This window comes from Kitasatospora cinereorecta (genome assembly GCF_024172095.1).
Taxonomy (GTDB): Bacteria; Actinomycetota; Actinomycetes; order Streptomycetales; family Streptomycetaceae; genus Kitasatospora; species Kitasatospora cinereorecta.
The window spans coordinates 133,356-157,932 of record NZ_JAMZDX010000003.1 but is presented as its reverse complement, the minus strand read 5'-3'; the positions used below and the strand labels follow the sequence as shown (position 1 = coordinate 157,932).

Annotated in this window: 25 protein-coding genes; 7 read left to right on the top strand and 18 right to left on the bottom strand. The window is 72.9% G+C overall.

Features of this window, described 5'->3' with window-relative positions:
* The first annotated feature begins 106 nt into the window (after positions 1 to 106).
* The gene (locus FHR36_RS14290) at positions 107 to 1,108 is read left to right on the top strand and encodes an NADP-dependent oxidoreductase (protein WP_253796960.1); all 1,002 of its coding nucleotides are present in this window, start codon (positions 107 to 109) and stop codon (positions 1,106 to 1,108) included.
* Positions 1,109 to 1,141: 33 nt separating this feature from the next.
* Here the strand turns inward: FHR36_RS14290 and FHR36_RS14285 are convergent, their stop codons facing one another.
* Entirely contained in the window at positions 1,142 to 1,861 is a 720-nt protein-coding gene (locus FHR36_RS14285; RefSeq protein WP_253796959.1) for an SDR family oxidoreductase, read from the bottom strand.
* 102 nt (positions 1,862 to 1,963) lie between these two features.
* Here FHR36_RS14285 and FHR36_RS14280 point away from each other — a divergent pair, with 102 nt between their 5' ends.
* Positions 1,964 to 2,890 (top strand): LysR family transcriptional regulator, encoded by a 927-nt coding sequence (locus tag FHR36_RS14280; protein WP_253796958.1) that lies wholly within the window; start codon positions 1,964 to 1,966, stop codon positions 2,888 to 2,890.
* A 16-nt stretch (positions 2,891 to 2,906) separates the two neighbouring features.
* On the opposite strand, the gene FHR36_RS14275 is transcribed toward FHR36_RS14280, so the two are convergent.
* Positions 2,907 to 3,596: an NADPH-dependent FMN reductase gene (locus tag FHR36_RS14275; protein ID WP_253796957.1), complete on the bottom strand. Its 690-nt coding sequence runs from the start codon at positions 3,594 to 3,596 to the stop codon at positions 2,907 to 2,909.
* A complete protein-coding gene (locus FHR36_RS14270) occupies positions 3,590 to 3,988 on the bottom strand; it encodes a YccF domain-containing protein (RefSeq protein WP_253796956.1) in 399 nt (132 codons plus the stop codon). Before FHR36_RS14270 ends, FHR36_RS14275 begins: the two co-directional genes overlap by 7 nt.
* A gap of 157 nt (positions 3,989 to 4,145) precedes the next feature.
* On the opposite strand from FHR36_RS14270, the gene FHR36_RS14265 reads away from it, so the two are divergent.
* A complete protein-coding gene (locus tag FHR36_RS14265) occupies positions 4,146 to 4,808 on the top strand; it encodes a double zinc ribbon domain-containing protein (RefSeq protein ID WP_253796955.1) in 663 nt (220 codons plus the stop codon).
* Between the two features lie 51 nt (positions 4,809 to 4,859).
* Here the strand turns inward: FHR36_RS14265 and FHR36_RS14260 are convergent, their stop codons facing one another.
* Positions 4,860 to 5,084 carry a hypothetical protein gene (locus FHR36_RS14260; RefSeq protein ID WP_253796954.1) on the bottom strand — a complete coding sequence of 75 codons (225 nt, stop codon included), beginning with the start codon at positions 5,082 to 5,084 and terminating at the stop codon, positions 4,860 to 4,862.
* 207 nt (positions 5,085 to 5,291) lie between these two features.
* Here FHR36_RS14260 and FHR36_RS14255 point away from each other — a divergent pair, with 207 nt between their 5' ends.
* The 4 genes from FHR36_RS14255 (at position 5,292) to FHR36_RS14240 (ending at position 9,855) form a co-directional block, all read left to right on the top strand.
* A complete protein-coding gene (locus FHR36_RS14255) occupies positions 5,292 to 6,827 on the top strand; it encodes an alkaline phosphatase (protein WP_253796953.1) in 1,536 nt (511 codons plus the stop codon).
* 98 nt (positions 6,828 to 6,925) lie between these two features.
* Positions 6,926 to 7,447, top strand: coding sequence for a hypothetical protein (locus FHR36_RS14250; protein WP_253796952.1), 522 nt, complete (start codon positions 6,926 to 6,928; stop codon positions 7,445 to 7,447).
* A 94-nt stretch (positions 7,448 to 7,541) separates the two neighbouring features.
* Positions 7,542 to 7,913: an ArsR/SmtB family transcription factor gene (locus tag FHR36_RS14245; protein ID WP_253796951.1), complete on the top strand. Its 372-nt coding sequence runs from the start codon at positions 7,542 to 7,544 to the stop codon at positions 7,911 to 7,913.
* A gap of 124 nt (positions 7,914 to 8,037) precedes the next feature.
* A complete protein-coding gene (locus FHR36_RS14240; RefSeq protein WP_253796950.1) occupies positions 8,038 to 9,855 on the top strand; it encodes a glycoside hydrolase family 15 protein in 1,818 nt (605 codons plus the stop codon).
* A 46-nt stretch (positions 9,856 to 9,901) separates the two neighbouring features.
* Here FHR36_RS14240 and FHR36_RS14235 read toward each other — a convergent pair whose 3' ends face one another.
* From FHR36_RS14235 to FHR36_RS14170, 14 genes are all read right to left on the bottom strand, one after another.
* Complete coding sequence (locus FHR36_RS14235; RefSeq protein ID WP_253796948.1) at positions 9,902 to 11,176, bottom strand: RNA polymerase sigma factor; 1,275 nt, start codon at positions 11,174 to 11,176, stop codon at positions 9,902 to 9,904.
* Between the two features lie 50 nt (positions 11,177 to 11,226).
* On the bottom strand, positions 11,227 to 11,652 hold the full coding sequence (locus tag FHR36_RS14230; protein ID WP_253796947.1) for a YciI family protein: 426 nt from the start codon (positions 11,650 to 11,652) through the stop codon (positions 11,227 to 11,229).
* A 118-nt stretch (positions 11,653 to 11,770) separates the two neighbouring features.
* Complete coding sequence (gene ctaD, locus FHR36_RS14225) at positions 11,771 to 13,474, bottom strand: aa3-type cytochrome oxidase subunit I (RefSeq protein ID WP_253796946.1); 1,704 nt, start codon at positions 13,472 to 13,474, stop codon at positions 11,771 to 11,773.
* Positions 13,475 to 13,594: 120 nt separating this feature from the next.
* On the bottom strand, positions 13,595 to 14,458 hold the full coding sequence (gene htpX / locus FHR36_RS14220; RefSeq protein ID WP_253796945.1) for a zinc metalloprotease HtpX: 864 nt from the start codon (positions 14,456 to 14,458) through the stop codon (positions 13,595 to 13,597).
* Between the two features lie 106 nt (positions 14,459 to 14,564).
* On the bottom strand, positions 14,565 to 16,079 hold the full coding sequence (locus tag FHR36_RS14215) for an NADH-quinone oxidoreductase subunit N (RefSeq protein ID WP_253799255.1): 1,515 nt from the start codon (positions 16,077 to 16,079) through the stop codon (positions 14,565 to 14,567).
* Positions 16,080 to 16,111: 32 nt separating this feature from the next.
* Complete coding sequence (locus tag FHR36_RS14210; RefSeq protein ID WP_253796944.1) at positions 16,112 to 17,647, bottom strand: complex I subunit 4 family protein; 1,536 nt, start codon at positions 17,645 to 17,647, stop codon at positions 16,112 to 16,114.
* Positions 17,648 to 17,690: 43 nt separating this feature from the next.
* Positions 17,691 to 19,727 (bottom strand): NADH-quinone oxidoreductase subunit 5 family protein, encoded by a 2,037-nt coding sequence (locus FHR36_RS14205; protein WP_253796943.1) that lies wholly within the window; start codon positions 19,725 to 19,727, stop codon positions 17,691 to 17,693.
* Entirely contained in the window at positions 19,724 to 20,080 is a 357-nt protein-coding gene (gene nuoK, locus FHR36_RS14200) for an NADH-quinone oxidoreductase subunit NuoK (RefSeq protein WP_253796942.1), read from the bottom strand. The genes FHR36_RS14205 and nuoK overlap by 4 nt, the downstream gene beginning before the upstream one ends.
* Positions 20,081 to 20,713, bottom strand: coding sequence for an NADH-quinone oxidoreductase subunit J family protein (locus FHR36_RS14195; protein WP_253796941.1), 633 nt, complete (start codon positions 20,711 to 20,713; stop codon positions 20,081 to 20,083). It lies immediately after the preceding gene.
* A complete protein-coding gene (locus tag FHR36_RS14190) occupies positions 20,710 to 21,258 on the bottom strand; it encodes a NuoI/complex I 23 kDa subunit family protein (RefSeq protein WP_253796940.1) in 549 nt (182 codons plus the stop codon). Before FHR36_RS14190 ends, FHR36_RS14195 begins: the two co-directional genes overlap by 4 nt.
* The gene (nuoH, locus tag FHR36_RS14185) at positions 21,258 to 22,217 is read right to left on the bottom strand and encodes an NADH-quinone oxidoreductase subunit NuoH (protein WP_253796938.1); all 960 of its coding nucleotides are present in this window, start codon (positions 22,215 to 22,217) and stop codon (positions 21,258 to 21,260) included. Before nuoH ends, FHR36_RS14190 begins: the two co-directional genes overlap by 1 nt.
* Positions 22,214 to 23,314 (bottom strand): NADH-quinone oxidoreductase subunit C, encoded by a 1,101-nt coding sequence (locus FHR36_RS14180; RefSeq protein WP_253796937.1) that lies wholly within the window; start codon positions 23,312 to 23,314, stop codon positions 22,214 to 22,216. Before FHR36_RS14180 ends, nuoH begins: the two co-directional genes overlap by 4 nt.
* On the bottom strand, positions 23,311 to 23,955 hold the full coding sequence (locus FHR36_RS14175) for an NADH-quinone oxidoreductase subunit B (RefSeq protein ID WP_380232873.1): 645 nt from the start codon (positions 23,953 to 23,955) through the stop codon (positions 23,311 to 23,313). The genes FHR36_RS14180 and FHR36_RS14175 overlap by 4 nt, the downstream gene beginning before the upstream one ends.
* Positions 23,946 to 24,353, bottom strand: coding sequence for an NADH-quinone oxidoreductase subunit A (locus FHR36_RS14170; RefSeq protein ID WP_253796936.1), 408 nt, complete (start codon positions 24,351 to 24,353; stop codon positions 23,946 to 23,948). The genes FHR36_RS14175 and FHR36_RS14170 overlap by 10 nt, the downstream gene beginning before the upstream one ends.
* Positions 24,354 to 24,577: the final 224 nt, after the last annotated feature.

The window sequence follows — 24,577 nt, the reverse complement described above, 5'->3', positions numbered from 1 at the left end:
CATCGACGGCAGGGCCTGCCCGCCGCCGCGGCCGCTTCGTACGGTGATCACGTCGAGCCCGAACCGCCGGGCAACCCGCCGCACCGCACCGCCTTCGGAGGCCCCCGTGTCCCGCCCCACCGCCGTCGTCGTCCACCAGGTCGCCCGCCCGCAGGGCCTGCCGACCGCCGAGGACTTCGCCTTCCTGACCGAGCCGATCCCCGCCCTCGCCGAGGGCTCCGCCCTGGTCGAGAACCTCTACCTCTCGGTCGACCCGTACATGCGCCAGGCGATGAACGGCGGCGAGGGCGGCTGGGAGCTGAACGCGCCGCTGGAGGGCCGCTCGCTGGGCCGGGTGGTCGAGTCCCGCAGCGCCGAGCTGCCGGTCGGCACGGTGCTGGCCCACCGCAAGGCATGGCGGACCCACTCGGTGGTCTCCCGGGACGAGGTGCGGCTGCTGCCCGAGCTGCCGGGCGTGCCGCTCGGCGCCCACCTCAGCGTGTTCGGCGGCACCGGGCTGTCCGCCTGGGTCGGGCTCACCCGGATCGCCCGGCTCCAGCCCGGCGACGACCTGTTCGTCTCCGCCGCGGCGGGCGGGGTGGGCAGCGCGGCCGGTCAGTTCGCCCGGCTGTTGGGCGCCCGCCGGGTGGTCGGCAGCGCCGGCAGCGCGGCCAAGGTCGCCCACCTCACCGAGCACCTCGGCTACGACGCCGCCTTCGACTACCACGACGGACCGGTGGTCGACCTGCTGCGCAAGGCCGCCCCGGACGGCATCGACGCGTACCTCGACAACGTCGGCGGCGACCACCTGGAGGCGGCGATCGACGTGCTGCGCGACCACGGCCGGATCGCCTGGTGCGGCGCCATCGCCCAGTACAACAGCACCGTCGCGCCCGCGGCCCCCGCCAACCTCTTCGAGGTGGTCGGCAAGAGCCTGTGGCTGGAGGGCTTCCTGGTGCGCAACCACATGGACGCGCTGCCGGAGCTGTACGACTTCGTCGCCCCGCACCTGGCCTCCGGCCGGGTCCGCGCGGACGAGACCGTGGTGGACGGCTTCGACCGGGTGGTGGACGCCTTCCTCGGCGTCCTGACCGGCGCCAATACCGGCAAGATGATCGTCAAGGTCTGACCGGGACGCCGGGACGCTGCGGCGGCGGGCCGCTCAGGCCAGCCGTCCGCCGCCGTCCACGTGCAGCACGGTCCCGGTCACGTACGGGCTGCCCAGCGCGTACAGCACCGCGTCCACCAGGTCGTCGGGCGTGCCGACCCGGCGGGCCGGGTTGCGCTCGGCGACCTGGCGCAGGAACCCCGCCTTGTCCGCGCCCAGGCCGTCCCAGGAGCCGGAGTCGACGATGCCGGGCGACACCGCGTTGACCCGCACCGGCGCCAGCTCCACCGCCAGCGCCTGCACCAGGAAGGCCAGCGCGCCGTTGGTGGTCGCCATCACGGTCCGGGCCGGCGCCGGGCGCCAGGCCGCCACCCCGGAGAAGAAGGTGAACGAGCCGCCCTCGCGCACCTGCCCCGCCAGGTGCTTGGCCAGCAGCATCGGCCCGATCACCTTGGCCGCGAACGCCCGCTGGATGTCGGCGAGTTCGAGCTCGGCCAGCGGACCGTTGGCGGGCATGGCCGCGGTCGACACCAGGTGGTCGAACGGGCCGACCGCGTCCGCCAGTGCGGCGATCGACGCCTCGTCCGCCAGGTCGACCGGCACCACCGCGGCGGCCGGCCCGGGCAGCTCGCCCGCCGTCCACTCCAGCCGGCGCGGGTCCGGCCCGGCCAGGACCAGTTCGGCGCCCCGCTCGGCGGCGGTCCTGGCCAGGTGGCGGCCGGTGTGCGAGCCCGCGCCGATCACGACCAGTCGGCGGCCTGCCAGCGTCTCCATGGGATCCCTGCTCTCTCTCGTTCCGCTCGGTGCCTCCACCCTCCGCCGAGCAGCTGCCATGCGTCCAAGGCATGGTTTCTACCGATCCCATAAGGTCTGTTCATGGCAACGCTGCGACAGCTCGAGTACCTGGTCACCGTGGTCGACTGCGGCTCCTTCACCCGCGCCGCCGAGCTGCTGCACGTCACCCAGCCCGCGCTGTCCCACCAGATCCGCGCGCTCGAACGCACCGTCGGCGGCCCGCTGCTGGAACGGCTGCCGCGCGGGATCCGGCTCACCCCGATGGGCCGGGCGGCCCTCCCGCACGCCCGAGCCGCGCTCGCCGACGCCGAACGGCTGCAGGCCGCCGCCCGCCGCACCGCCGGCCTGGACGGCGGCGAACTCGAGGTCGCCACCGTCCACTCGGTCAGCCTCGGACCGCTGCCGCCCGTCCTCAAGGCCTGGCGGGAGCGGCACCCGGAGGTCCGGGTCCGGCTGCGCGAGTACCCGCACGCCGAGCAGCTGCGCGCCGCGATGGCCGCCGGGCAGGCCGACCTGGCGATCGGGCCGGTCCCGGACGGCTGGGAGGGGCCGGTGCGGGAGCTGGGCGTCGAGGAGTTCACCGTGGTGCTGCCCAGTGACGATCCGCTCGGCGACGACCCGCTCGGGGACGACCCGGTCCGGGACGACCCGCTCGGGGACGGCCCGGCCGCACCCCGGGTCCGGATCGCCGACCTGGCCGGGCGGGCCTGGGTGCACTACGCCCCGGGCAACGGGCTCGCCGAACTCCTCGACCGCGTCTGTGCGGAGGCCGGCTTCCAGCCGCGCATCGCCGTCCGCACCGAGCAGACCGCCGCCGCTCCCCTGCTGGCCGCCGCCGGCCTCGGCCCCGCCCTGGTCCCCGCCAACATCCTCCCGCCCGCCCTCGACGCCCTGCTGCTGCGCCCCGACCCGCCCGTCCGCCGCACCCTCGCCGCCTACACCCGCACCCGCCCCGACCGCCTCACCACCGCCTTCGCCGACCTCCTCGCCGCCCAGGTCCAGGTGTAGGGATCCGACAACGCGGCTATGCGGAGAGCTCGGTGCGGTCGATGGTGAGGTCGGGGCGTTCGCCGAGGTACTCGACCCAGGCCTTCTTGACGCAGCGGTAGCGGGTGGCGGCCTCGACCAGGTTCATGAAGTTGAGCATGTTGGCCTCGAAGCGCTGCTGGAGCGTCTCGTCGGCGATCCGGTCGCCGCCGGCGAGCAGGCTGTGCGCGGTGGCGAGGGAGAACATGTCGGGGTAGATCCGCGCGCCGAGGTGCTCCAACGGGACGCGCAGCGCCCACAGGCCGCGGTTGCCGCCGACCATCGAGGGCGAGGCGGAGATCAGCAGGCCCTGGCGTTCGTTGAACGGCTGGGGGCGGAAGCGGCTGGTCCAGTCGATGAGGTTCTTCAGCACGCCGGGGAGCGAGGCGTTGTACTCGGGCGAGGCCATCACGAAGGCGTCGGCCGCCTCCAGCCGCTCCCTGAACCGGATCGCGCCGGCCGGGATGCCGTCGGTCGCCTCCAGGTCGCCGTCGTAGTCGGGGACCTCGAAGTCCTTGACCGAGGCGAGGTCGGCGATGCCACCGTGGGCCCGTACGGCAGCCCCGGCAAGGGCGGCCAGCCGGGTGTTGAGGGAGTCCGCCCGGCGGGAGCCGGAGAGCACGAACAGCCGCAGCGGCCCGCGCTCCGCCGTACCCCCACCGCCGCCGGTGTCGGCCGCGGTCACCATCCGATGCGCTCGTCGGTGGAGACGATCTCGCGGCCGAGCGGCATCAGCGAGATCGGGATCATCTTGAGGTTGGCCCAGCCGAAGGGGATCCCGATGATCGAGATGAACAGCGGGATGCTGGTCGCGATGTGGGCGAGAGCCAGCCACCAGCCGGCGAAGACCATCCAGATCACGTTGCCGATGCAGGAGGGCGCTCCGGCGTCGGCCTTCTCCACTGTCGTCCGCCCGAACGGCCAGAGCACGAAGCCCGCGATCCGGAACGAGGCGATGCCGAACGGGATGGTGATGATCAGGATGAAGCAGATGATCCCGGCCACGACGTAGGCGAGGGCCATCCAGATCCCGCAGAAGACCAACCACAGGACGTTCAGGACGAAGCTGAGGACCTTCATACCGCCAGCCTCGCATGAGGGGCGGTTTCCGGCCCGCTATACCCTGTGCGGCGCGCCCCGCCTTTTTGCCCGGTCGCACCACCGGGCAGAACCGGTGGGGCGACCACGCGCGTCCAAGGGCTGGACGTGTCAGCGGGCGATCTGGGTGGGACGGACGATGAGCGGCGAGATCTACTTCAGCAACAACTACCGGGACCTGAGCGAGCAGCACGGCACGGGGGCGGGCTTCCAGTTCGAGTTCTCCTGCTCCCGGTGCTACGACACGTGGCGCTCGCCGTTCGAGGCGTTCACCACCGGCCAGGTGGCGGGCTGGCTGGGCAAGGGCGTCAGCGCGGCGTGGAGCCTGATCGGCGGGACGGCCACCAACAGCCTCACCAACGCCGCGGACGGCCTGGCCGGCGCCAACTGGGGCAGCTCCCGCGACGCCGCGTTCCAGCGGGCGATCGGCAACGCCCAGTCGCACTTCAACCGCTGCGGGCGCTGCACCCACTACGTGTGCGGGCGGTGCTGGAACAGCGCCCAGGGCCTGTGCCTGGGCTGCTCCCCCGACACCGCGGCCGAGGCGGTCGCGGCGCAGCAGCGCGGTCTGAACGACATGGTGACGCAGCAGGCGTACCAGCAGGGGCAGCAGTCGGGCCTGTCGTACGACGTCTCGACGCCGCGTCAGCTGGTCTGCCCGCAGTGCCGGGCGGAGACGCACGGGACGCCGTTCTGCCCGGGGTGCGGTTTCCGGCTGGCGCAGCCGTCGACGTGCACCGGCTGCCACAACGAGGTGCCGGACGGGGCCGCGTTCTGCCCGACCTGCGGGACGCGCCGCTGAGCCGGGACGCGCCGCTGAGCCGGAAGGCGCCGCCGTGCCGGGTGGCGGCGGTCAGATCCCGGCGGCCGGGAGCAGCAGGACCCGCTCGGGGTCGTACGGCATCCAGCGTTCGCCGGTGCGTACGGCCCTGACGCGGCACCAGGGGCGGCCCTCGTCGGGCTGCCACCAGGCGTTGATCCGGCCGACCGTCCAGCTGCCGTCCTCGCGGTGGATCTCCACCGGCTGGTAGACCCGCCGGATCTCGCTGTCCGGCGGCTGCCAGTCGTGCTCTGCCATGTGCAACTCCCCGAGCCGTGTTCGGCGACCAACCGACTCTACAGAGTTGTAGAAGCCCGGAAGGTAAAGGAAAGGTATTCGACGCCGCGACACGCCGAGGCCGGAGTGCGTTCACGCACCGGCCCTACTGTCGCTGCCGCCCGGTTCCTTCCGGGTGCGTGCGCGGCGCGACCGCCGGGCGCGCCGAAGCGTCGAGGAGACATCCTTATGCAGCGCAAGGCCTTCAAGGCCGCGGTGGTGGTCGCCCTGGCGTCCACCCTGGTGGGCGGAGCGTCCGTCGCCGCCTGGTCCGAGCCCTCGGGGCAGAACCAGAACGAGCAGGGCGAGCGGGGCGGCGAGATCCGCAACGTCATCTACCTGCTCGGCGACGGCATGGGCCGTACCCACGTCACGGCCGGCCGCGAGCGTTTCTACGGTGCCGACGGCCGCCTGAACATGGAGCGGATGCCGTTCGTCGGCCAGGTCGCCACCCACGCGGTGGAGAAGGGCAGCGCCAAGCCCGCCCTGGTCACCGACTCGGCCAGCTCCGCGACCGCCTGGTCCTCCGGCGTGAAGACGTACAACGCGGCGCTCGGCGTCGACTCGTACGAGAAGAAGGTCGTCACGCTGATGGAGCAGGCCAAGGCGGCCGGCTTCGCCACCGGCAACGTGTCGACCGCCGAGATCACCGACGCCACCCCGGCGGCGGAGTTCAGCCACGTGCTGCTGCGCGGCTGCCAGGGCCCGTCGTACTCGGACGCGGCCTGCCTGCCGAAGAACGCGGACGGCTCGTACGAGGCCAAGCCGGCCGACTCCACCCTGATCACCCCGGTGGCCGAGCAGATCGCCCGCAACGGCACGGCCGACGTGGTGCTCGGCGGCGGCCTGGCCCGCTTCGAGCCGGACGACCAGAAGGCGCTGGAGGCCCAGGGCTACCAGGTGCTCGGCAGCTTCGGCGACCCGGCGCTGCCCACCCAGAGCGCGGCCAGCCAGAAGGTCGCCACCAAGGCGGACCTGGACGCGGCCCGGGGCAGGAAGGTCGTCGGCCTGTTCAACCGCGGCAACCTGACGGTCGAGGCGGCCAAGTCCGCGCTGCCGGCCGGCGCCCCGGAGAAGGCCGAGCCGACCCTGTCGGACATGACCACCAAGGCGATCGACCTGCTGGCGAAGAAGAACCGCAGGGGCTTCTTCCTGCAGATCGAGGGCGCCCAGATCGACAAGCGCTCGCACGCCAACGACGCCGCCCAGACCCTGGGCGAGATCAAGGCGTTCGACGACGCGGTCGCCAAGGCGGTCGACTTCGCCAAGAGGGACGGCCACACCCTGGTGATCGTCACGGCCGACCACGAGTGCGCCGGCTTCAACATCATCGAGAAGGGCACCTTCACCAACGCCGAGGCGGCCGCCCCGCCGGCCAACAACGACGCGGGCAACCCGGCGAACAACAGCTCGCCGGCCCGCTCGGCCGCGGCCAACGTGAAGGACCCGTCCCGCTCCGGCGGCATCGTCAACGGCGCTGGCTCGAAGGACCCGAAGAACTTCGCCCCGGCCACCTTCCGCACCCCGGACGACCCGGCCGGCGTCGCCGACGGCTCCCCGGACGCCAGCCTCTGGCTGACCTACCTGTCCGGCAACCACACCGGCGCCGACGTGCCGATCTTCGCGTACGGCCCGGGCGGCCAGCGCTTCGCCGCGAGCCAGGACAACACCGAGCTCTACGGGAAGATGTACCGCGCGCTCTTCAACCGGTCGCCGCAGCACTGACGCCGGATCCCACCCGGGACCGGCCGCACCGGCGTCCGGTCCCACCGGGGCCGGGAGCACCAGCTCCCGGCCCCGCCCGTACCCCCAGGAGAGCCCGCATGAAGCACCCCGCCCACCCCGCCCGTACCGCCGCCGTCCTGGCCGCCCTCGCCCTCGGCCTGCTCACCGGCTGCTCGGGCGGCGACGGGGACGCCGCCCCGGTGCCGGTGGCGCCGAGCAGCGTGGCGCTGCCCGCGCCCAAGCAGCCGGCCGCACCGGCCGCCGCGCTGGCCACCCCGGCCGCGGCGGGCGAGGTCCGGGTGGAGGCCGGCCCGTTCACCGACCGGGTGCGCCTGACCGGGCTCACCCTCTCCAAGGGCTCCGCCGTCGGCGGCCACCTGACCATCACCTCGGACGTCAGCGACGTGCTGGCGCTGGAGGTCCGGGCCGCGTTCTACGACGCGGGCGGGCAGCTGGTCGGCACCGGCACCTTCCGCTACCAGGAGGAGGAGGCTTCCACCGGGGAGCACGACGGTCCGCGCGCGGCGGGCGAGGGCATCGACTTCAGCGCGGTGGCCGAGAAGCTCACCGGCACCCCCGTGAGCGCCGTGCTGTCGATCCCGGTGCTGGTCAACGAGTAGCCGACGGGCGGCAGCTGAAGAATTCTTCACCTGCACAACTGACGGTCCTCTGAAACACCGGATCGCCCGGCGGACGGCGGGTAAGGTCGCGGCCATGCCGGTTCCGCTCTACCAGGTCAAGGCCGAGTTCTTCCGCACCCTCGGCCACCCGGCCCGGATCCGTGTGCTCGAGCTGCTCCAGGACGGGCCGCGCCCGGTCCGCGAGCTGCTCGCCGAGATCGAGATAGAGCCGTCCAGCCTGTCCCAGCAGCTCGCCGTGCTCCGCCGCTCCAGCCTGGTCACCGCCACCCGCGAGGGCAACACGGTGGTGTACGCGCTGAGCACCCCGGACGTCGCCGAGCTGCTGCGCGCGGCCCGCCGCATCCTGACCGAGATGATCACCGATCAGGAGGTCCTGCTGGCCGCGCTGCGCGAGCCGGTGCCGGGCGGCGACCCGGTGGCCGTGGCGCGTCCGCTGCGCGGCTGACGCGCGGCCCGCGCGGTCGTCCGTTCGGCCCAGCAGCGCTGGTTGCCGGCCGGGCCGCGGCGGAGGGTGGTGCCGGAAACCGCCCGGTCGGGCGGCCGCCGCCCCGGACCCGGAGGACGCGCCGATGCTCCGCTACCCGCCCATCGAGGACCACGGTCTGGTCGGTGACCTGCAGACCTGCGCCCTGGTCTCCGCGGAGGGGGTGGTGGACTGGTTCTGCTCCCCCCGCTTCGACTCCCCGAGCGTGTTCGCCGCCCTGCTCGACCACGACCGCGGCGGGTACTTCGCGATCACCGCCGACGCCCCGGACGCCACCGTCCGCCAGCTCTACCTCGCCGACACCGCGATCCTGGTCACCCGCTTCCTCACCCCCGACGGGGTCGGCGAGGTGGTCGACCTCATGCCGGTCGACGACCCGCACACCGCCACCGACCGGCACCGCCTGATCCGGGTACTGCGGGTGGTCCGCGGCACCGTCAGGTTCACCCTGGAGTGCCGGCCGCGCTTCGACTACGGCCGCGAGCAGCACACGCTGACGCTGGACGACAACGCCACCGCGAGCTTCCGCGGCACCTCTGCCACCGCCCACCTCCAGGTGGTCGGTGCCATCCCGCTGGAGCGCGACGGCAACGACGCCCGCGCCTCGATCGAACTGACCGCCGGTCAGCGGGCCGCCGCCGTCCTCACCCTGGACGCGGCCGACTCCGCGCCGCCGGCCCCGATCACCGGGGCCGGGGTGGAGGAGGACTTCAACGCCACCCGGAAGTTCTGGCACGGCTGGATCCGCCGCTGCCGCTACCGGGGCCGCTGGCAGCAGCAGGTCAACCGCTCGGCGATCACCCTCAAGCTGCTCACCTACGCCCCCACCGGCGCGCCGATCGCCGCCGCCACCATGGGCCTGCCCGAACAGGTCGGCGGCGAGCGCAACTGGGACTACCGCTACACCTGGGTCCGCGACGCCTCGCTGTCGGTACGGGCCATGGTCGACCTCGGCTTCAAGGAGGAGGCGGACGCCTTCCGGCGCTGGCTGGGCGCCCGGCTGGCCGCCGGCGGCACGGTCAGCGGCGAGCCGCTGCAGACCATGTACCGGGTCGACGGCGACCCGCACCTGGTCGAGGAGACCCTCGACCACCTGGCCGGCTGGCGCGACTCGGCCCCGGTCCGGGCCGGCAACGGCGCCGCCGACCAGCTCCAGCTCGACATCTACGGCGAGGCAATCTACGCCCTCGCCGTGGTCGAGGAACTCGCCGACCTGGCCGGCTACGACGCCTGGCAGCGGGCCGCCGGCGTGCTCGACTGGCTCACCCACCACTGGGACCGCGCCGACGAGGGCATCTGGGAGACCCGCGGCGGACGGCAGGACTTCACCTACAGCCGGCTGATGTGCTGGACCGCCTTCGACCGGGGCATCCGGATCGCCACCCAGTTCGGGCGCCCCGCCGACCTCCCGCGCTGGACAGCCGCCCGGGACGCGATCACCGAGCAGATCATGGCCCGCGGCTGGAGCGAGCGGCGGCGGGCCTTCGTCCAGCACTACGACACCGAGGTCCTGGACGCCTCGCTGCTGCTGATGCCGGTGGTCGGCTTCATCGCACCGCACGACCCGCGCTGGCTGTCCACCCTGGACGCGATGGACGGCGAGCTGGTCTCCGACAGCCTGGTCTACCGCTACGACCCGGCCGCCTCCCCCGACGGGCTGCGCGGCTCCGAGGGCACCTTCTCGCTGTGCAGCTTCCTCTACGTCGAGGCGCTGGCCCGGGCCGGACGGCCGGACCAGGCCCGGTACGCCTTCGACAAGATGCTCACCTACGCCAACCACGTCGGCCTGTTCGCCGAGGAGGTCGGCCCCACCGGCGAGCAACTGGGCAACTTCCCGCAGGCCTTCACCCACCTGGCCCTGATCACCGCCGCCCTCGCCCTCGACGCCCAACTCGACCGGTAGACCCGGCTCGACCGCTGAGCCGGTCGGCCACGAGCCCTCCCCGTCGTCAGCCCCGGGCCCGCTCGGCCTCGGCGCGGCCGAGCAGCACCTCGCGTTCACGGGTGTTGCGGGTCATCGCCGCCGCCCGTCCGAACTCGGCCGCCGCCTCCGGGTGGCGGCCGAGGCGCGCCAGCAGGTCACCGCGGACCACCGGGAGCAGGTGGTACTCGCGCAGCGCGGGCAGGGCGGCGAGCCGGTCGGCGAGGTCCAGGCCGGCCGCCGGTCCGAAGGCCATCGAGACAGCGACCGCGCGGTTGAGCTCGACCACCGGGGAGGGCGCCCGCTGGGCCAGCGCCGCGTAGAGGGCGGCGATCCGCACCCAGTCGGTGGCCTCGGCGGTGGCGGCCCGGGCGTGACAGGCGGCGATCTCGGCCTGCAGGGTGTACGGCCCGGGCGGGTCGGCCGTCCGGGCGCGCTCCAGGGCGGTGAAGCCCCGGTGGATCAGCATCCGGTCCCAGCGCGAGCGGTCCTGGTCGGGCAGCAGGACGGCGGCCCCGTCCGGGCCGGTCCGGGCCGGCGTCCGGGAGGCCTGCAGTTCCATCAGCGCGACCAGCCCGTGCACCTCGGCCTCGGCCGGCATCAGCCCGGCCAGCACCCGGCCGAGCCGCATCGCCTCCTCGCACAGCGCGGGCCGCATCCAGTCGTCCCCGGCGGTGGCCGCGTACCCCTCGTTGAAGATCAGGTAGAGCACCTCCAGCACCGAGGCCAGTCGGCCGGCGAGCTCGGGGCCCTCCGGCACCTCGTACCCGACGGCGGCCCGGGCCAGGGTCTTCTTGGCCCGGACGATCCGCTGGGCGACGGTGGTCTCGGCGGTGAGGAAGGCGCGGGCGATCTCCTCGGTGCGCAGGCCGCCGACCACCCGCAGGGTGAGCGCGGCGCGGGCCTCGGCGGACAGCACCGGGTGGCAGGCGGTGAAGACCAGCCGGAGCACGTCGTCCTCGATCGGCTCGGCGTCCAGCACCAGGTCCTCGGGCTGCGGCGGGGGTTCGGTGTCGAGCCGGCGGCCGAGTTCGGCGAGCCTGTCGCTGTAGCGGCGCTCGCGGCGGATCAGGTCGACGGCGCGGTTGCGGGCGGTGGCCATCAGCCAGGCGCCGGGGCGGTCCGGGACGCCGGTGACGGGCCACTGTTCGAGGGCGGCGAGCAGGGCGTCCTGGGCGAGCTCCTCGGCGGTGCCGAAGTCGTGGACCAGGCGGGTGAGGGCACCGGTGATCCGGGCCGACTCCATCCGCCAGACCGCGGCGACGGTGCGGTCGGTGGCCGTGCGGGCGTCCGGGGCAGTCATGAACCCCTATCAGAGCAGGTTCGGGCCGCGGACGCCCGGCAACCCGGGACTCAGCCCCCGATCGGGCGCTGGTTGGCGTCCCGCCAGGCCTGCTCGGCCTCGACCATCTCGGCCGTGGCCTCCGGGAAGTCGGTCGGGTCGAACACCCGGCGGACCTCCAGGGTCTCCCCGGCGCCGAACGGCACCTTGCGCGCCCACTCCAGCGCCTCCTCGCGGGAGGAGACGTCGATCAGCCAGTAGCCGGCCAGCAGCTCCTTGGTCTCGGTGAACGGCCCGTCGGTGACGGTGGATCCGCCCCGGCCGTCGTAGGTCACCCGGAAGCCGTGGGAGCTGGACTGCAGGCCGTCCGCGGCAAGCAGCACCCCGGCCTTGATCAGCTCCTCGTTGTAGCGGTTCATCTCCTCCAGCATCTCCCGGGTGGGCAGCACGCCCGCCTCGGAGTCGTCGGTCGCCTTGACCAGCATCATGAATCGCATGGGGTGTCTCCCTGTCCGGTGCGGCGTCCGTGCGCCGCGTTCACCTGTGCGTCGAACGGGACCCGGCCGTTTCGACAGGGTCGCCGAAGATTTTTTGTGCGAGCCCGCTCCGGCCCGTTCAGGTCTTCTCGGGCTCGTTCAGCAGCCGGTCGTACTCGGCGATGGCGGGGTGGTGGAGGTCGAAGGCCGGGCACTCGGAGCGGATCCGGGGCAGGGTGGTGAAGTTGTGCCGGGGCGGCGGGCAGGAGGTGGCCCACTCCAGCGAGCGGCCGTAGCCCCAGGGGTCGTCCGTCTCCACCCGGACGCCGTACCGGCGGGTCCGCCAGACGTTGTAGAGGAACGGCAGGGTGGAGATGCCCAGCAGCACCGAGCCGATGGTGGAGACGGTGTTGAGCGTGGTGAAGCCGTCCGAGGCCAGGTAGTCGGCGTACCGGCGGGGCATGCCCTCGGCGCCCAGCCAGTGCTGCACCAGGAAGGTGGTCTGGAAGCCGACGAACAGCGTCCAGAAGTGGATCGCGGCCAGCCGCTCGTCGAGCATCTTGCCGGTCATCTTGGGCCACCAGAAGTAGAAGCCGGCGAACATCGAGAAGACCACCGTGCCGAACACCACGTAGTGGAAGTGGGCGACCACGAAGTAGCTGTCGGAGACGTGGAAGTCGATCGGCGGGGAGGCCAGCAGCACCCCGGTGAGGCCGCCGAACAGGAAGGTCACCAGGAAGCCGATCGACCAGAGCATCGGCGACTCGAAGCTCAGCGAGCCGAACCACATGGTGCCGATCCAGTTGAAGAACTTCACCCCGGTGGGGACGGCGATCAGCAGCGTCATGAAGGAGAAGAACGGCAGCAGCACCTGCCCGGTGACGAACATGTGGTGCGCCCAGACGGTGATCGACAGGCCGGTGATCGCCATGGTGGCGGCGATCAGGCCGGAGTAGCCGAAGATCGGCTTGCGGCTGAAGACCGGGATGATCTCGGTGATGATGCCGAAGAACGGCAGCGCGATGATGTAGACCTCGGGGTGGCCGAAGAACCAGAACAGGTGCTGCCAGAGCATCGGGCCGCCGTTGGCCGGGTCGAAGACGTGCGCGCCGAACTTGCGGTCCGCCTCCAGGCAGAGCAGCGCCGCGGCCAGCACCGGGAAGGCGAACAGCACCAGGATGCTGGTGAACAGGATGTTCCAGGTGAAGATCGGCATCCGGAACATGGTCATGCCCGGCGCCCGCAGGCAGACGACGGTGGTGATGAAGTTGACCGAGCCGAGGATGGTGCCGAAGCCGGAGAAGGCCAGACCCATGATCCACATGTCGGCGCCGATGCCCGGCGAGTGGACGACGCTGTTCAGCGGCGCGTAGGCGAACCAGCCGAAGTCGGCGGCGCCGTCCGGGGTGAGGAAGCCGCCGACCGCGATCAGCGAGCCGAACAGGTAGAACCAGTACGCCAGCGCGTTGAGCCGGGGGAAGGCCACGTCCGGGGCGCCGATCTGCAGCGGCATGAACCAGTTGGTGAAGCCCGCGAAGAGCGGGGTCGCGAACATCAGCAGCATGATCGTGCCGTGCATGGTGAAGGCCTGGTTGAACTGCTCGTTCGACAGGATCTGCGTCCCCGGCCGGGCCAGCTCGGCCCGCATCAGCAGCGCCAGCACCCCGCCCACCAGGAAGAAGGCGAACGAGGTGGTCATGTAGAGGGTGCCGATCTCCTTGTGATCGGTCGTGGTCAGCCAGCGCACCAGGACCCGGCCCTGCTCGCCGCCGAACCACCGGCGGCGCGGGCGCGGGGGCCGGGGCGGGGCTCCGAGGCCGGTCTCTCTCGGCAGGATCGTCATCGCGGCCGCACCTCCGCTCGCCGGGCCATCGGTCCAGCGTGCCCAGTGGCGGCGGCGGGCGGCGGATGCCACGCCGGGCGGGCCGCCGGGGTGTCGCCCGGGCGGCCCGCCGACGCACGGTCAGCGGCGGTAGCCGGCCAGCTGCTCCAGGCGGGCGATCCGCTCGCGCATCGGCGGGTGGGTGGAGAACAGCTTGGCGCCGACCTCGCCCGGCCGGAACGGGTTGGCGATCATCATGTGGCTGGCGGTCTGCAGCTGCGGCTCCGGCGGCAGCGGCGCGCGCTGGGTGCCGGTCTCCAGCTTGCGCAGCGCGCTGGCCAGGGCGAGCGGGTCACCGGTGATCCGGGCGCCGTCGGCGTCGGCCTGGTACTCGCGGGAGCGGCTCACCGCCAGCTGGATCAGACCGGCCGCGATCGGCCCCAGGATCATGATCAGCAGCAGCCCGATCAGGCCGGGCCCCTCGTCGTCGTCGCTGCGGCCGACCGGGATCAACCAGGCGAAGTTCACCAGGAACATCACCACCGAGGCCAGCGCCCCGGCCACCGAGGAGATCAGGATGTCGCGGTTGTAGACGTGGCTCAGCTCGTGGCCGAGCACGCCGCGCAGCTCGCGCTCGTCCAACAGTTGCAGGATGCCGTCGGTGCAGCAGACCGCCGCGTTGCGCGGGTTGCGGCCGGTGGCAAAGGCGTTCGGCGCCGGGGTGGGCGAGAGGTAGAGCCGCGGCATCGGCTGCCGGGCCGAGGTGGAGAGTTCCCGGACGATCCGGTACAGCTGCGGTGCCTCGATCTCGCTGACCGGCCGGGCCCGCATCGCGCGCAGCGCCAGCTTGTCGCTGTTCCAGTAGGCGTACGCGTTGGTGCCGAGCGCGATCACCAGGGCCACCAGCAGCCCGGTCCGGCCGAAGAAGCTGCCGATCACCAGGATCAGCGCGGACAGACCGCCGAGAAGTACGGCCGTCCGCAAACCGTTGTGGTGGCGGTGCACTGCAGGCCCTCCGTGATGGTGCGATGGGAAGCCTTCTGCGACTCATCCTCTGCCGGGATCAACGGCGGACCGTCGGCCGTTCGTTCCCTGTGCACTGTCGCACAGGTCAGAACAGCGCGCCGTTCACCACCTGGAGCACCAGCTCGGGGGCGACCGACAGCACCACGGCGCCGGACGCGGCCAGGCCCAGGGTGGCGGCCAGTGGCCCGGGCACCCGTCCGGCCACCGGCTCGGGCCGGTCCTGCTCGGCCGGGGCGAACAGCTTCGCCGTCCACACCAGGTAGTAGTACAGGGCGATCACCACATTGACCGCCATCACCACCGCCAGCCAGCCCAGGCCGGCGTCCACCGCCGCCCGGAACACCACGACCTTGCCGAACAGGCCCACCACGCCCGGCGGCAGACCGGCCAGGCAGAGCAGGAAGAACGCCAGCGCCAGCGCCGACCAGCGGTCCCGGGCGAACAGGCCGCGGAAGTCGTCCAGCCGGGTCGCGCCCGAGCGGGCCACCACCGCGACCACGCCGAACGCGCCCAGGTTGACCAGGCCGTAGATCAGCGCGTACGCCACCGTCGCCCCCAGCGGCTGCGCCGACCCGGCGTACCCGGCCGCGGCCAGCGGCACCAGCAGGTAGCCCGCCTGGCCGACCGAGGACCAGGCCAGCAGGCGGACGGCGCTGTACCGGGTGGCGGCCCGCTGGCGCAGCGCGCCGACGTTGCCCGCCGTCATGGTGAGCGCGGCGAGCACCGCCAGCACCAGGCCCCAGGTGTGCCCGTACGGGCGGAAGGCCAGCGTGGTCACCAGGGCGAGACCGGCCAGGCCGGAGGCCTTGCCGACCACCGAGAGGTAGCCGGCCACCGGCAGCGGGGCGCCGGTGTAGGTGTCCGGCACCCAGAAGTGGAACGGCACCGCGGCCACCTTGAAGGCGAAGCCGACCAGGGTGAGCACCGCGCCAGCCTCGGCCAGCGGCTTCAGCTGCGCCGGCGCGTGGGCCAGGCCGTCGGCCACCGCGGTGAGGTGGATGCTGCCGCTCGCCGCGTACACGAAGCTGACGCCGAGCAGCATCACCGCGGTCGCGGTCACCGAGGAGAGGAAGAACTTCAGCGCGCTCTCCGCGCCGCGGCCGTCGCGGCGCAGCGCCACCAGCGCGAAGGCCGGCAGCGAGGCCACCTCCAGGGCGATGACCAGGGTGGCCAGGTCGCGCGCGGCGGGCAGCAGGGCGGCGCCGCCGGCGCTGCTCAGCAGCAGGAACCAGTACTCGCCGCCGGGCAGCTTCTCCTCCGCCACGGTGTGCAGCGAGAGCAGGGCGGTGAGCAGCGCGCCGCCGAGCGCGAGCAGCTGGAAGACCAGGGCGAAGCGGTCGGCCACGTAACTGCAGCCGGCGTCCGGCAGGCAGAAGGTCGACCGGGTGCCGCCCGTCGCGAGCGGCAGCAGGGCGACCAGGGAGAGGGCCAGGCCGGCGGTGGAGATCCAGCCGAGGGTCTTCTTCCGGGCGTCCGGCAGGAAGAGATCGGCCAGCAGCACGACCAGTCCGACCAGGGCGGCGATCAGCGGGGGCGCGACCGCCACCCAGTCGACGGACTGGATGAGGCCGCCCGGGTCGGCGACGGCGAGCGTGGTCATGACGGGCTGCCCCAGGTCAGGAGTCGAGGACATCAGCCACCCCCGAGGAGGTGCTTCACGGCCGGGTCGGAGAGGCTCAGCAGCAGGGCCGGCCACAGGCCCGCCACCACGGTGAGCGCGGCCAGCGGCGTCCAGCTGACGGCCTCGTAGGCCTTCAGGTCCGGCAGGTCGGTGACCGGCGCGGGCTGCTTCGGGTCGCCCATGCAGACCCGCTTGACCACGATCAGCAGGTAGGCCGCGGTCAGCAGGGTGCCGATGCCGGCCGCCACCATGTAGGTGACGAAAGCCGGGCGGGAGAGTCCGGCGGCCGGGTCGAAGGCGCCGAACATCGAGAGCAGTTCGCCCCAGAAGCCGGCCAGGCCGGGCAGTCCGAGGCTGGCCACGGCGGCGAAGGCGAGCAGGCCGCCGATCCGCGGGGCCCGCCCGTACAGCGCCGCGCCGGTGGTCCCGGACAGGGTGTCCAGGTCGGCGGTGCCGTAGCGGTCCTTGACCGCGCCGACCAGGAAGAACAGCAGGCCGGTGATCAGGCCGTGGGCGATGTTGGCGAACAGCGCGCCGTTGACCCCGCTCTGGGTGAGCGAGGCGATGCCCAGCAGCACGAAGCCCATGTGGCCGACCGAGGAGTAGGCGATCAGGCGCTTCAGGTCGCCCTTGGCGCCCGGGCGGGCCAGTGCCAGGCAGGCCAGCGAGCCGTACAGGATGCCGACCGCGGCGAACGCGCCCAGGTACGGGGCGAAGGTCGCGGCGCCGTCCGGGACGATCGGCAGCCACACCCGGACCAGGCCGTAGGTGCCCATCTTCAGCAGCACGCCGGCCAGCAGCACCGAGCCGACGGTCGGGGCGGCGGTGTGCGCGTCCGGCAGCCAGCTGTGCAGCGGCCAGGCCGGCGCCTTGACGGCGAGGCCGAGCAGGATGGCCAGCCCGGCGACCACCTGGGTGGTGTGGCTCAGGCCGGCGCCGTGCGCGTCGGCCAGCCGGGTCATGTCGAAGGTCCCGGCCTTGACGCCGATCAGCAGGAAGCCGAGCAGCATCACGGCCGAGCCGAGCAGCGTGTAGAGGATGAAGCGGTTGGCCGCGAACACCTTCGCCCCGCTGCCCCAGCGGGCGATCAGGAAGTACATCGGGATCAGCACGATCTCGAAGGCCAGGAAGAACAGCACCAGGTCCAGCACCGCGAAGGTGGCCAGCATGCCGACCTCCAGCAGGAGCAGCAGACCGGTGAACGACCGGGCACCCGGCACGCCGTCCCCGCTCGGCATCCGCCTGGTGGAGTACACCGCGCAGAGGAAGGTGAGCAGCGCGGTGAGCACCAGCAGCGGCAGCGAGATGCCGTCCACGCCGAGGTGGAAGCGGATGTCCAGGGACGGGATCCAGGAGACGTCGGTGACGGCCTGCATCCGGCTGGGGTGGTCCTGGTCGAAGCCGGCGGCGAGCGCGATGCTCAGCGCCAGCGCCGCGCCGGTGACCGCCGTGCCGAGGCGCGGGGCGAGCCGGTCCGGGATCGGTGCCAGGGTGAGGGCCGCGCCGAGCAGGGGCAGCACCAGGAGGGCGATGAGGACTGCGTTCACCGGGTGCTCCCTGGGCGTGCCGGGACGGGACGAGAGGTCTGGGTCATGAGCCGACCGCCACCAAAACGGCGAGCAGGACGGCCCCGGCCACCAGCGCGCTCAGGTACGCCTGGGCGTTACCGTTCTGCGCCCGGCGGACCAGCCAGCCGAGCGCGTTGGTGCCGGTGCCGGCGCCGCGCACGTAGGTCTCGACGACCTCGCGGTCGAGGAACTGCACCAGTCGCGCCGCGGCGGCCGTGGGTCGCACGAACAGCGCGCTGTACAGCCGGTCCACGCCGAAGCCGTGCTGGGCGGGGCCGAACAGCGGGCCGAGGAGGGTGCGGCCCGGGTCGGCCGGCAGCTGCTCGACGGCGGGCGGACCGGCCTGCTCGGGCACCCGGTCCGGGGTCTGCAGGCGGACGGCGGTCTGCCGGGCGGCAGCGGTGCGCCAGGCGGCGTACGCGATCAGCAGGCCGGCCACCGCGAGGCCGGTGCCGATCACCGAGGTCTCCAGGGACGGGCGCAGCGATCCGCCGTCCAGCAGGGCGGGCAGCCAGTCGGAGCGCACCCCCGCGATGCCGAAGCCCATGGTCGGGACCGCCAGCACCCACAGCGGCCAGCGCATCGCCGAGGGCTCGGCCTCGGCCGGGTCGGCCTCGTCGATCTCCGGCGAGTACGGGGCGCCGGCCTCGTGGCCGTTGGCCGCCACCTGGGCCGGGGACGGCTCGGGGAGGGCCCGCCCGTGGAAGGCGACCAGCCACAGCCGGGCTCCGTACGCGGCGGTCAGCAGCGCGGTCAGCGAACCGGCGACCAGCACGATCCAGCCGGCGGCGCTCGGCACGGCCGAGGCCGGGGCGAGCCCGTTGGTGATCGCCTCGCCGGTCGCGGCGTGCTCGGCGGCGGTGAGCACCGCCTCCTTGGAGAAGAAGCCGGAGAACGGCGGCAGCCCGACCAGGGCGACCAGGCCGATGCCCATCGTCCAGTAGGCGTCCGGGACGCGGCGGCGCAGGCCGTCCATCCGGGACATCGCGGAGATGGAGTTGGTGTGCGCGGCATGGATCACCACACCGGCGGACAGGAACAGCAGCGCCTTGAACGCGCCGTGGCTGACCAGGTGGAAAACGGCCGCCTCGCGGTCGCCGGCGGCCAGCGCGCCCGCCATGTAGCCGAGCTGGCCGACGGTCGAATAGGCCAGCACCCGCTTCAGGTCGTCCTGGGCGAGCGCGCACAGCGCCGAACCGACCATGGTCACGGCCGCCATCACCGACAGCACCACCAGCGCGGCGCCGGAGAGCAGGAAGACCGGCAGCAGCCGGGCCACCAGGTAGATGCCGGCGGCGACCATGGTGGCGGCGTGGATCAGCGCCGAGACCGGGGTCGGGCCGGCCATCGCGTCCGGGAGCCAGGTGTGCAGCGGGAACTGCGCGCTCTTGCCGGCCACACCGGCCAGCAGCAGCAGCGCGATCAGCGTCGGGTGGCCGAGCCGGCCCTGGGCGGCGGCGGACAGCACGCCCTGGATCCGGAAGGTCCCGGCGTCGGCGCCCAGCAGGAAGATGCCGAACAGGAACGGCACGTCGCCGAGCTTGGTGACCAGGAACGCCTTCAGCGAGGCGGAGCGGGCGTCCGCGGTCTCCCAGTGGTGGCCGATCAGGAAGTACGAGCAGATGCCCATCACCTCCCAGCCGACCAGCAGCACGATCAGGTCGCCGGAGTAGACGACCAGGAACATCGCCGCGGTGAACAGCGAGACCAGCGCCGCGTACGAGGGGTAGCGCGGGTCGTCCTTCAGGTACGCGGTCGAGTAGACCTGCACGCAGGTGGCGACCACGCCGACCAGCACCGAGATCAGCGAGGAGTAGCCGTCCAGGTAGAGGGCGAGCGTGAGGTGCGGGCCGCCGGTCGGGGTAAGCTCGGTCCCGGCGCTCAGGGTGGTTCCGGTGCCCAGCTGGAGTGCGACCACCAGGGCGAGCACCGCGGAGACCGCGACCGGGAGGACCGCCAGCGGCCGGGCCAGACCGGGCACCCGGCGGCCGGTGGCCAGGGTGGCGGCCGCGCCGAGCGCGGGCAGCACGGGGACGAGGATCGGCAGGGCGAGGTTCATGCGGCGGCCTGCGCTTCCTCGGTCGCGGTCTCGTCGGCGGCCTCCGCCGGGTCGCCGAGCGCGGTGATCCGGTCGACGTCGGCGGTGCCCCGGGTGCGGAAGACCAGCAGCACGATCGCCAGGCCCAGGCCGATCTCGGCGGCGGCGACGGTGATGGTGAACAGGGTCAGGGCCTGTCCGGCGTGCAATGCGTCGCGCAGCCAGGCGTCGAAGGCGACCAGGTTGAGGTTGACCGCGTTGAGCATCAGCTCCACGGACATCAGCACCAGGACGACGTTCCGCCGGGCGAGCACGCCGTAGACGCCGACGCAGAACAGCAGCGCGGCGAGGACGGCGGGATAGGCGAGGTGCACTCAGCGCTCCTTCGACGCGGCGGTGACGGACCGGACGGGGGTGCGCAGCTTCCCGGGGCGGGGGCGGGGGATCCGGCCCTTGCCGTTGCGCGACAGCACGATCGCGCCGACCAGCGCGGCCAGCAGCAGGACGGACAGCGCCTCGAACGGCAGCACCCAGTACCGGAACAGGTAGGTGCCGGTGGCCTCGGTGGACCCGGCGCCCGGGGACAGGTCGATCCAGGACGTCCGGAACGCGTCCACCACCAGGGTGACCAGCGTGCCGGCCGCCGCCAGGGCGACGGCCAGGGCCACCCAGCGGTTGCCGGAGTCGGCGTCCGGGGAGCGGCCGATCGGCGCCCGGGTCAGCATCAGGCCGAACAGCACCAGGACCACCACCGAGCCCAGGTAGATCAGCACCTGCACCCAGGCGATGAACTCCGCCGTGAGCAGCAGGAACTCCACCGCCAGCCCGCCGAGCGTCACCACCAGCCACAGCGCGGCGTGCACCAGCTGCTTCGTGGTGACCGAGACGACCGCCGCACCCAGCACGGCGATCCCGACCAGCAGGAAGACGATCTCCTGGCCGGTCGGGGAGAGGAAGGAGCGGACGGCCGGCTCCAGCGAACCGGCCGCGGCGAGCAGCGTGCTCACGCGTCACCCTCCTCGGCGGCCGCGGCGGCCGCCGCCAGCTTGTCGGCGGCCTTGCGGGCCATGGCGATCTCCTTGGGCTCCTCGGCGGCCGGGTCGTGGGCGGGCGGCGCGGGCACCGTCCACATCCACTCGCGCAGCCGCTCCCGCTCGTGGGTGAGCTCCAGGATGTCGGTCTCCGCGTACTCGAACTCCGGCGACCAGAACAGCGCGTCGAACGGGCACACCTCGATGCAGATGCCGCAGTACATGCAGAGCGAGAAGTCGATCGCGAAGCGGTCCAGCACGTTGCGGGTGCGGGCGCGGGCGTTCGGGTCGGCGGCGGGCAGCGTCTCCTTGTGGGAGTCGATGTAGATGCACCAGTCCGGGCACTCGCGGGCGCACAGCATGCAGACCGTGCAGTTCTCCTCCAGCAGCGCGATCACGCCGCGGCTGCGCGGGGGCAGCACCGGCTGCACGTCCGGGTACTGCGCGGTGACACTCCTGCGCGTCATCGTCCGCAGGGTGACGGCCAGGCCCTTGGCCAGACCACTACCGGGAATGGGCATTAGGAGATCGCCACCTTGATGATGCCGGTCAGGGCCAGCTGGGCCAGCGCGAGCGGGATCAGCACCGTCCACGCGAAGCGCATCAGCTGGTCCTCGCGCAGCCGGGGGTAGGTGACCCGCAGCCAGATCACCACGAACGCCAGCGCGAAGGTCTTGAGGAGGGTCCACAGCCAGCCGAGGCTGTCCGAGAACGGGCCGTGCCAGCCGCCCAGGAACAGCACCGTGGTCAGCCCCGAGACCACCACGATGCCCGCGTACTCCGAGAGCAGGAACAGCGCGAAGCGCAGACCCGTGTACTCGGTGTACGCGCCGAAGATGATCTCCGAGTCGGCCACCGGCATGTCGAACGGCGGACGCTGCAGCTCGGCCAGGCCCGCCGTGAAGAACACGAACGCGCCGATCGTCTGCCACGGGATCCACCACCAGTGGAACGCGTCCACGATGCCCGGCAGCGAGACCGTGCCCGCCGCCATCGCGACGGAGGCGGCAGCAAGCAGCATCGGCAGCTCGTACGACATCAGCTGGGCGGCCGTACGGAGACCGCCGAGCAGCGAGAACTTGTTGGCCGACGCCCAGCCCGCCATCAGCGAACCGAGCACGCCGATGCCCATCACCGCGAGCACGAAGAAGATGCCCGCGTCGATCGCCTGCCCGACGAAACCGCCGGGGCCGACCGGGATCGCCAGCAGCACCAGCAGGTACGGCAGCAGCGCCACCGCCGGGGCCAGCTGGAAGATCCGGCGGTCCGCGCCGCTGGGGACGACGTCCTCCTTCTGCGCGAACTTCACCCCGTCCGCGACCAGCTGGGCCCAGCCGTGGAAGCCGCCCGCGTACATCGGGCCGAGGCGGCCCTGCATGTGCGCCATCACCTTGTGCTCGGTCTGGCCCACCACCAACGGCAGCACCAGGAACACGACGAGCGTGGCGACGCAGCGCAGCAGCGTGTCGAGAAGGTTCACGCGCCGTCTCCGTTCCGCGCACTGTCGTCGTCATCGTCCTCGCCGCCGCGACCGGCGGGCTCCCCGGGCGCCTCGGGCTTCGCGGGCGTGGCGGGCTCGGTCTTCTCGGGCTCCGCAGGCTCGGCTGCCTCCGGCTCCGGCTCCGTGGGCTTCTCCGCGGCCGGCTTCTCGGCGTCGTAGGCCGGGACCGGGGCGTGCCACGGCGCGTCGGTGGAGCGGGTGCGCGGGGTGTCCGGGGTGTCGGGGGTGGCCGGGGCGGTGCTCTCGGCGGCCTGGCTGACCGAGCCGTCGCCGACGCTGCGGGCGCGGCGCGGGCGGTCCGCCCGTACCGGCGGCGTCTCCCCGGCGTCCGGGGCGGCGGAGGTCTGGCTGACCGAGCCGTCGCTGATGCTGCGGGCCCGGCGCGGCCGGTCCGCCCGCACCGCGGGTCCGCCCTCCGCACCGGCAGCGGCACCGGCACCGGCAGCCCCGGCGGCAGCCGCGCGCGGGGTGCGGGCGGCCCGGGCGGGACGTTCGGCGACGGGCGGGAGGGTGCCCTTGAGCGGGCCCCACTCGTTCGGGTCGGGGACGCCGGCGGGCTGCATCTTGCGGCGGGCCGGCCCGTCGCCGTGGTCGGACTCGCCCGGCTCCTTCGCGCCCGGCCAGGCCTTGGCGACCCGCGCGGCCAGGACGAAGTCCTTCCGCAGCGGGTGCCCCTCGAAGCCGTCCGGCAGCAGCAGCGTGATCAGGTGCGGGTGGCCGGCGAAGTCGATGCCGAACATCTCGTTGGTCTCGCGCTCGTGCCAGGCCGCGCCGGCGTACACCCCGGTGGCGGTCGGCAGCACGGCCTTGTCGCGCGGGACGCGGGTGCGGACCAGCAGGTGCCGGACCGTTCCGGGCTCGCCGACGGCGGCGAGGTGCGCGGAGACGGAGAAGCCCTCGCCGAGCTCGTCGACGGCGCTGAGCCAGTCGAAGAAGGTGAGGCCGAGCCCGTCGCGGGCGGCGGTGAGCGCGTCGATCCAGTGCTCGGCGGGCACGTCGACGGTCAGCAGGTCGTACGCCTCGGCGGCGGTGGCCCACTCGCCGATCGCGGCGGCGGTCTCCTCGGGGGTGCTCACTTCGCCTCCTGCTCGTCGGCGGGACCGGCGACCAGCGGGCGGCGCAGCGCGGAGGCGGGCGCGGCGTAGCGCTTCGGCAGCTCCTCGGCGGCGATCTTCTCCTGGAGCTTGAGGATGCCCTGGAGCAGCGCCTCGGGCCGGGGCGGGCAGCCGGGCACGTAGACGTCGACCGGGATGATCTGGTCGACGCCCTTGGTGACGGAGTACGAGTCCCAGTACGGGCCGCCGGAGTTGGAGCAGGCGCCGAAGGAGATGACGTACTTGGGCTCGGGCATCTGCTCGTACAGCCGCTTGACGGCGGGGGCCATCTTGTCGGTCACGGTGCCGGAGACGATCATCAGGTCGGCCTGGCGGGGGCCGGGCGCGAACGGGATCACACCCATCCGGATGAAGTCGTGCTTGGCCATGGACGCGGCGATGAACTCGATCGCGCAGCAGGCGAGGCCGAAGTTGAAGGCCCACAGGCTGTAGCGGCGGCCCCAGTTGAGGACCACCTTGACCGGGTCCGGGGCGAGCCGGGCGAGCGGGCCGAGGCGGCGCTGTTCGACGGCGGCGCCGGGGTGGGCCGGGTCGGGCATGCCGAGCGGGATCGGGCCGCCGGACGCGTCGTGCGCGTGGCCGTGCGAGTGGGTCACGTCCATTCCAGAACGCCCTTCTTCCAGGCGTAGAGCAGGCCGACGGCGAGGAAGCCGATGAAGACGAACATCTCCACCAGCGTTGCGGCGCCGTATCCCGCAGCGGCGAACACGGTCGCCCACGGGAACAGGTAGATCGCGTCGACCGCGAAGATCACATAGAGGAAGGCGTAGACGTAGTAGCGGATCTGGGTGTGCGCCCAGCCCTCGCCGACCGGGTCGACGCCGCATTCGTACGCCAGCAGCTTCTCCGGCGAGTGGACCACCGGGCGCAGCAGGCGGTTGGCGGTGAAGGCCACGGCGACGAAGACCACGCCGACGACCACGAGCAGGCCCACCGCCGCGTACGCGTCGAAGTAGCCGCTGCCCACGGCGGGGTCGGCAGCGACCGGCTGCCACTTCATGCGCTCGCCTCTCTTCTTTACGCACCCATAACCATCGCTACGGCGTGAGTCTAAGTGCACCGTCCGTTTACTCCTCCACCTGCCCGTTCTGCAAGACGCCCGGTGGACACCGCGCTGCACACCGCACTGGACTCCGCACCACTGCCGGGGGTGGGGATAACCCCAGGGCGAAGACGGAGTTCAGCACCATGGCGGCGGGGTGGTGCCAACCGGGATGCTGGTCA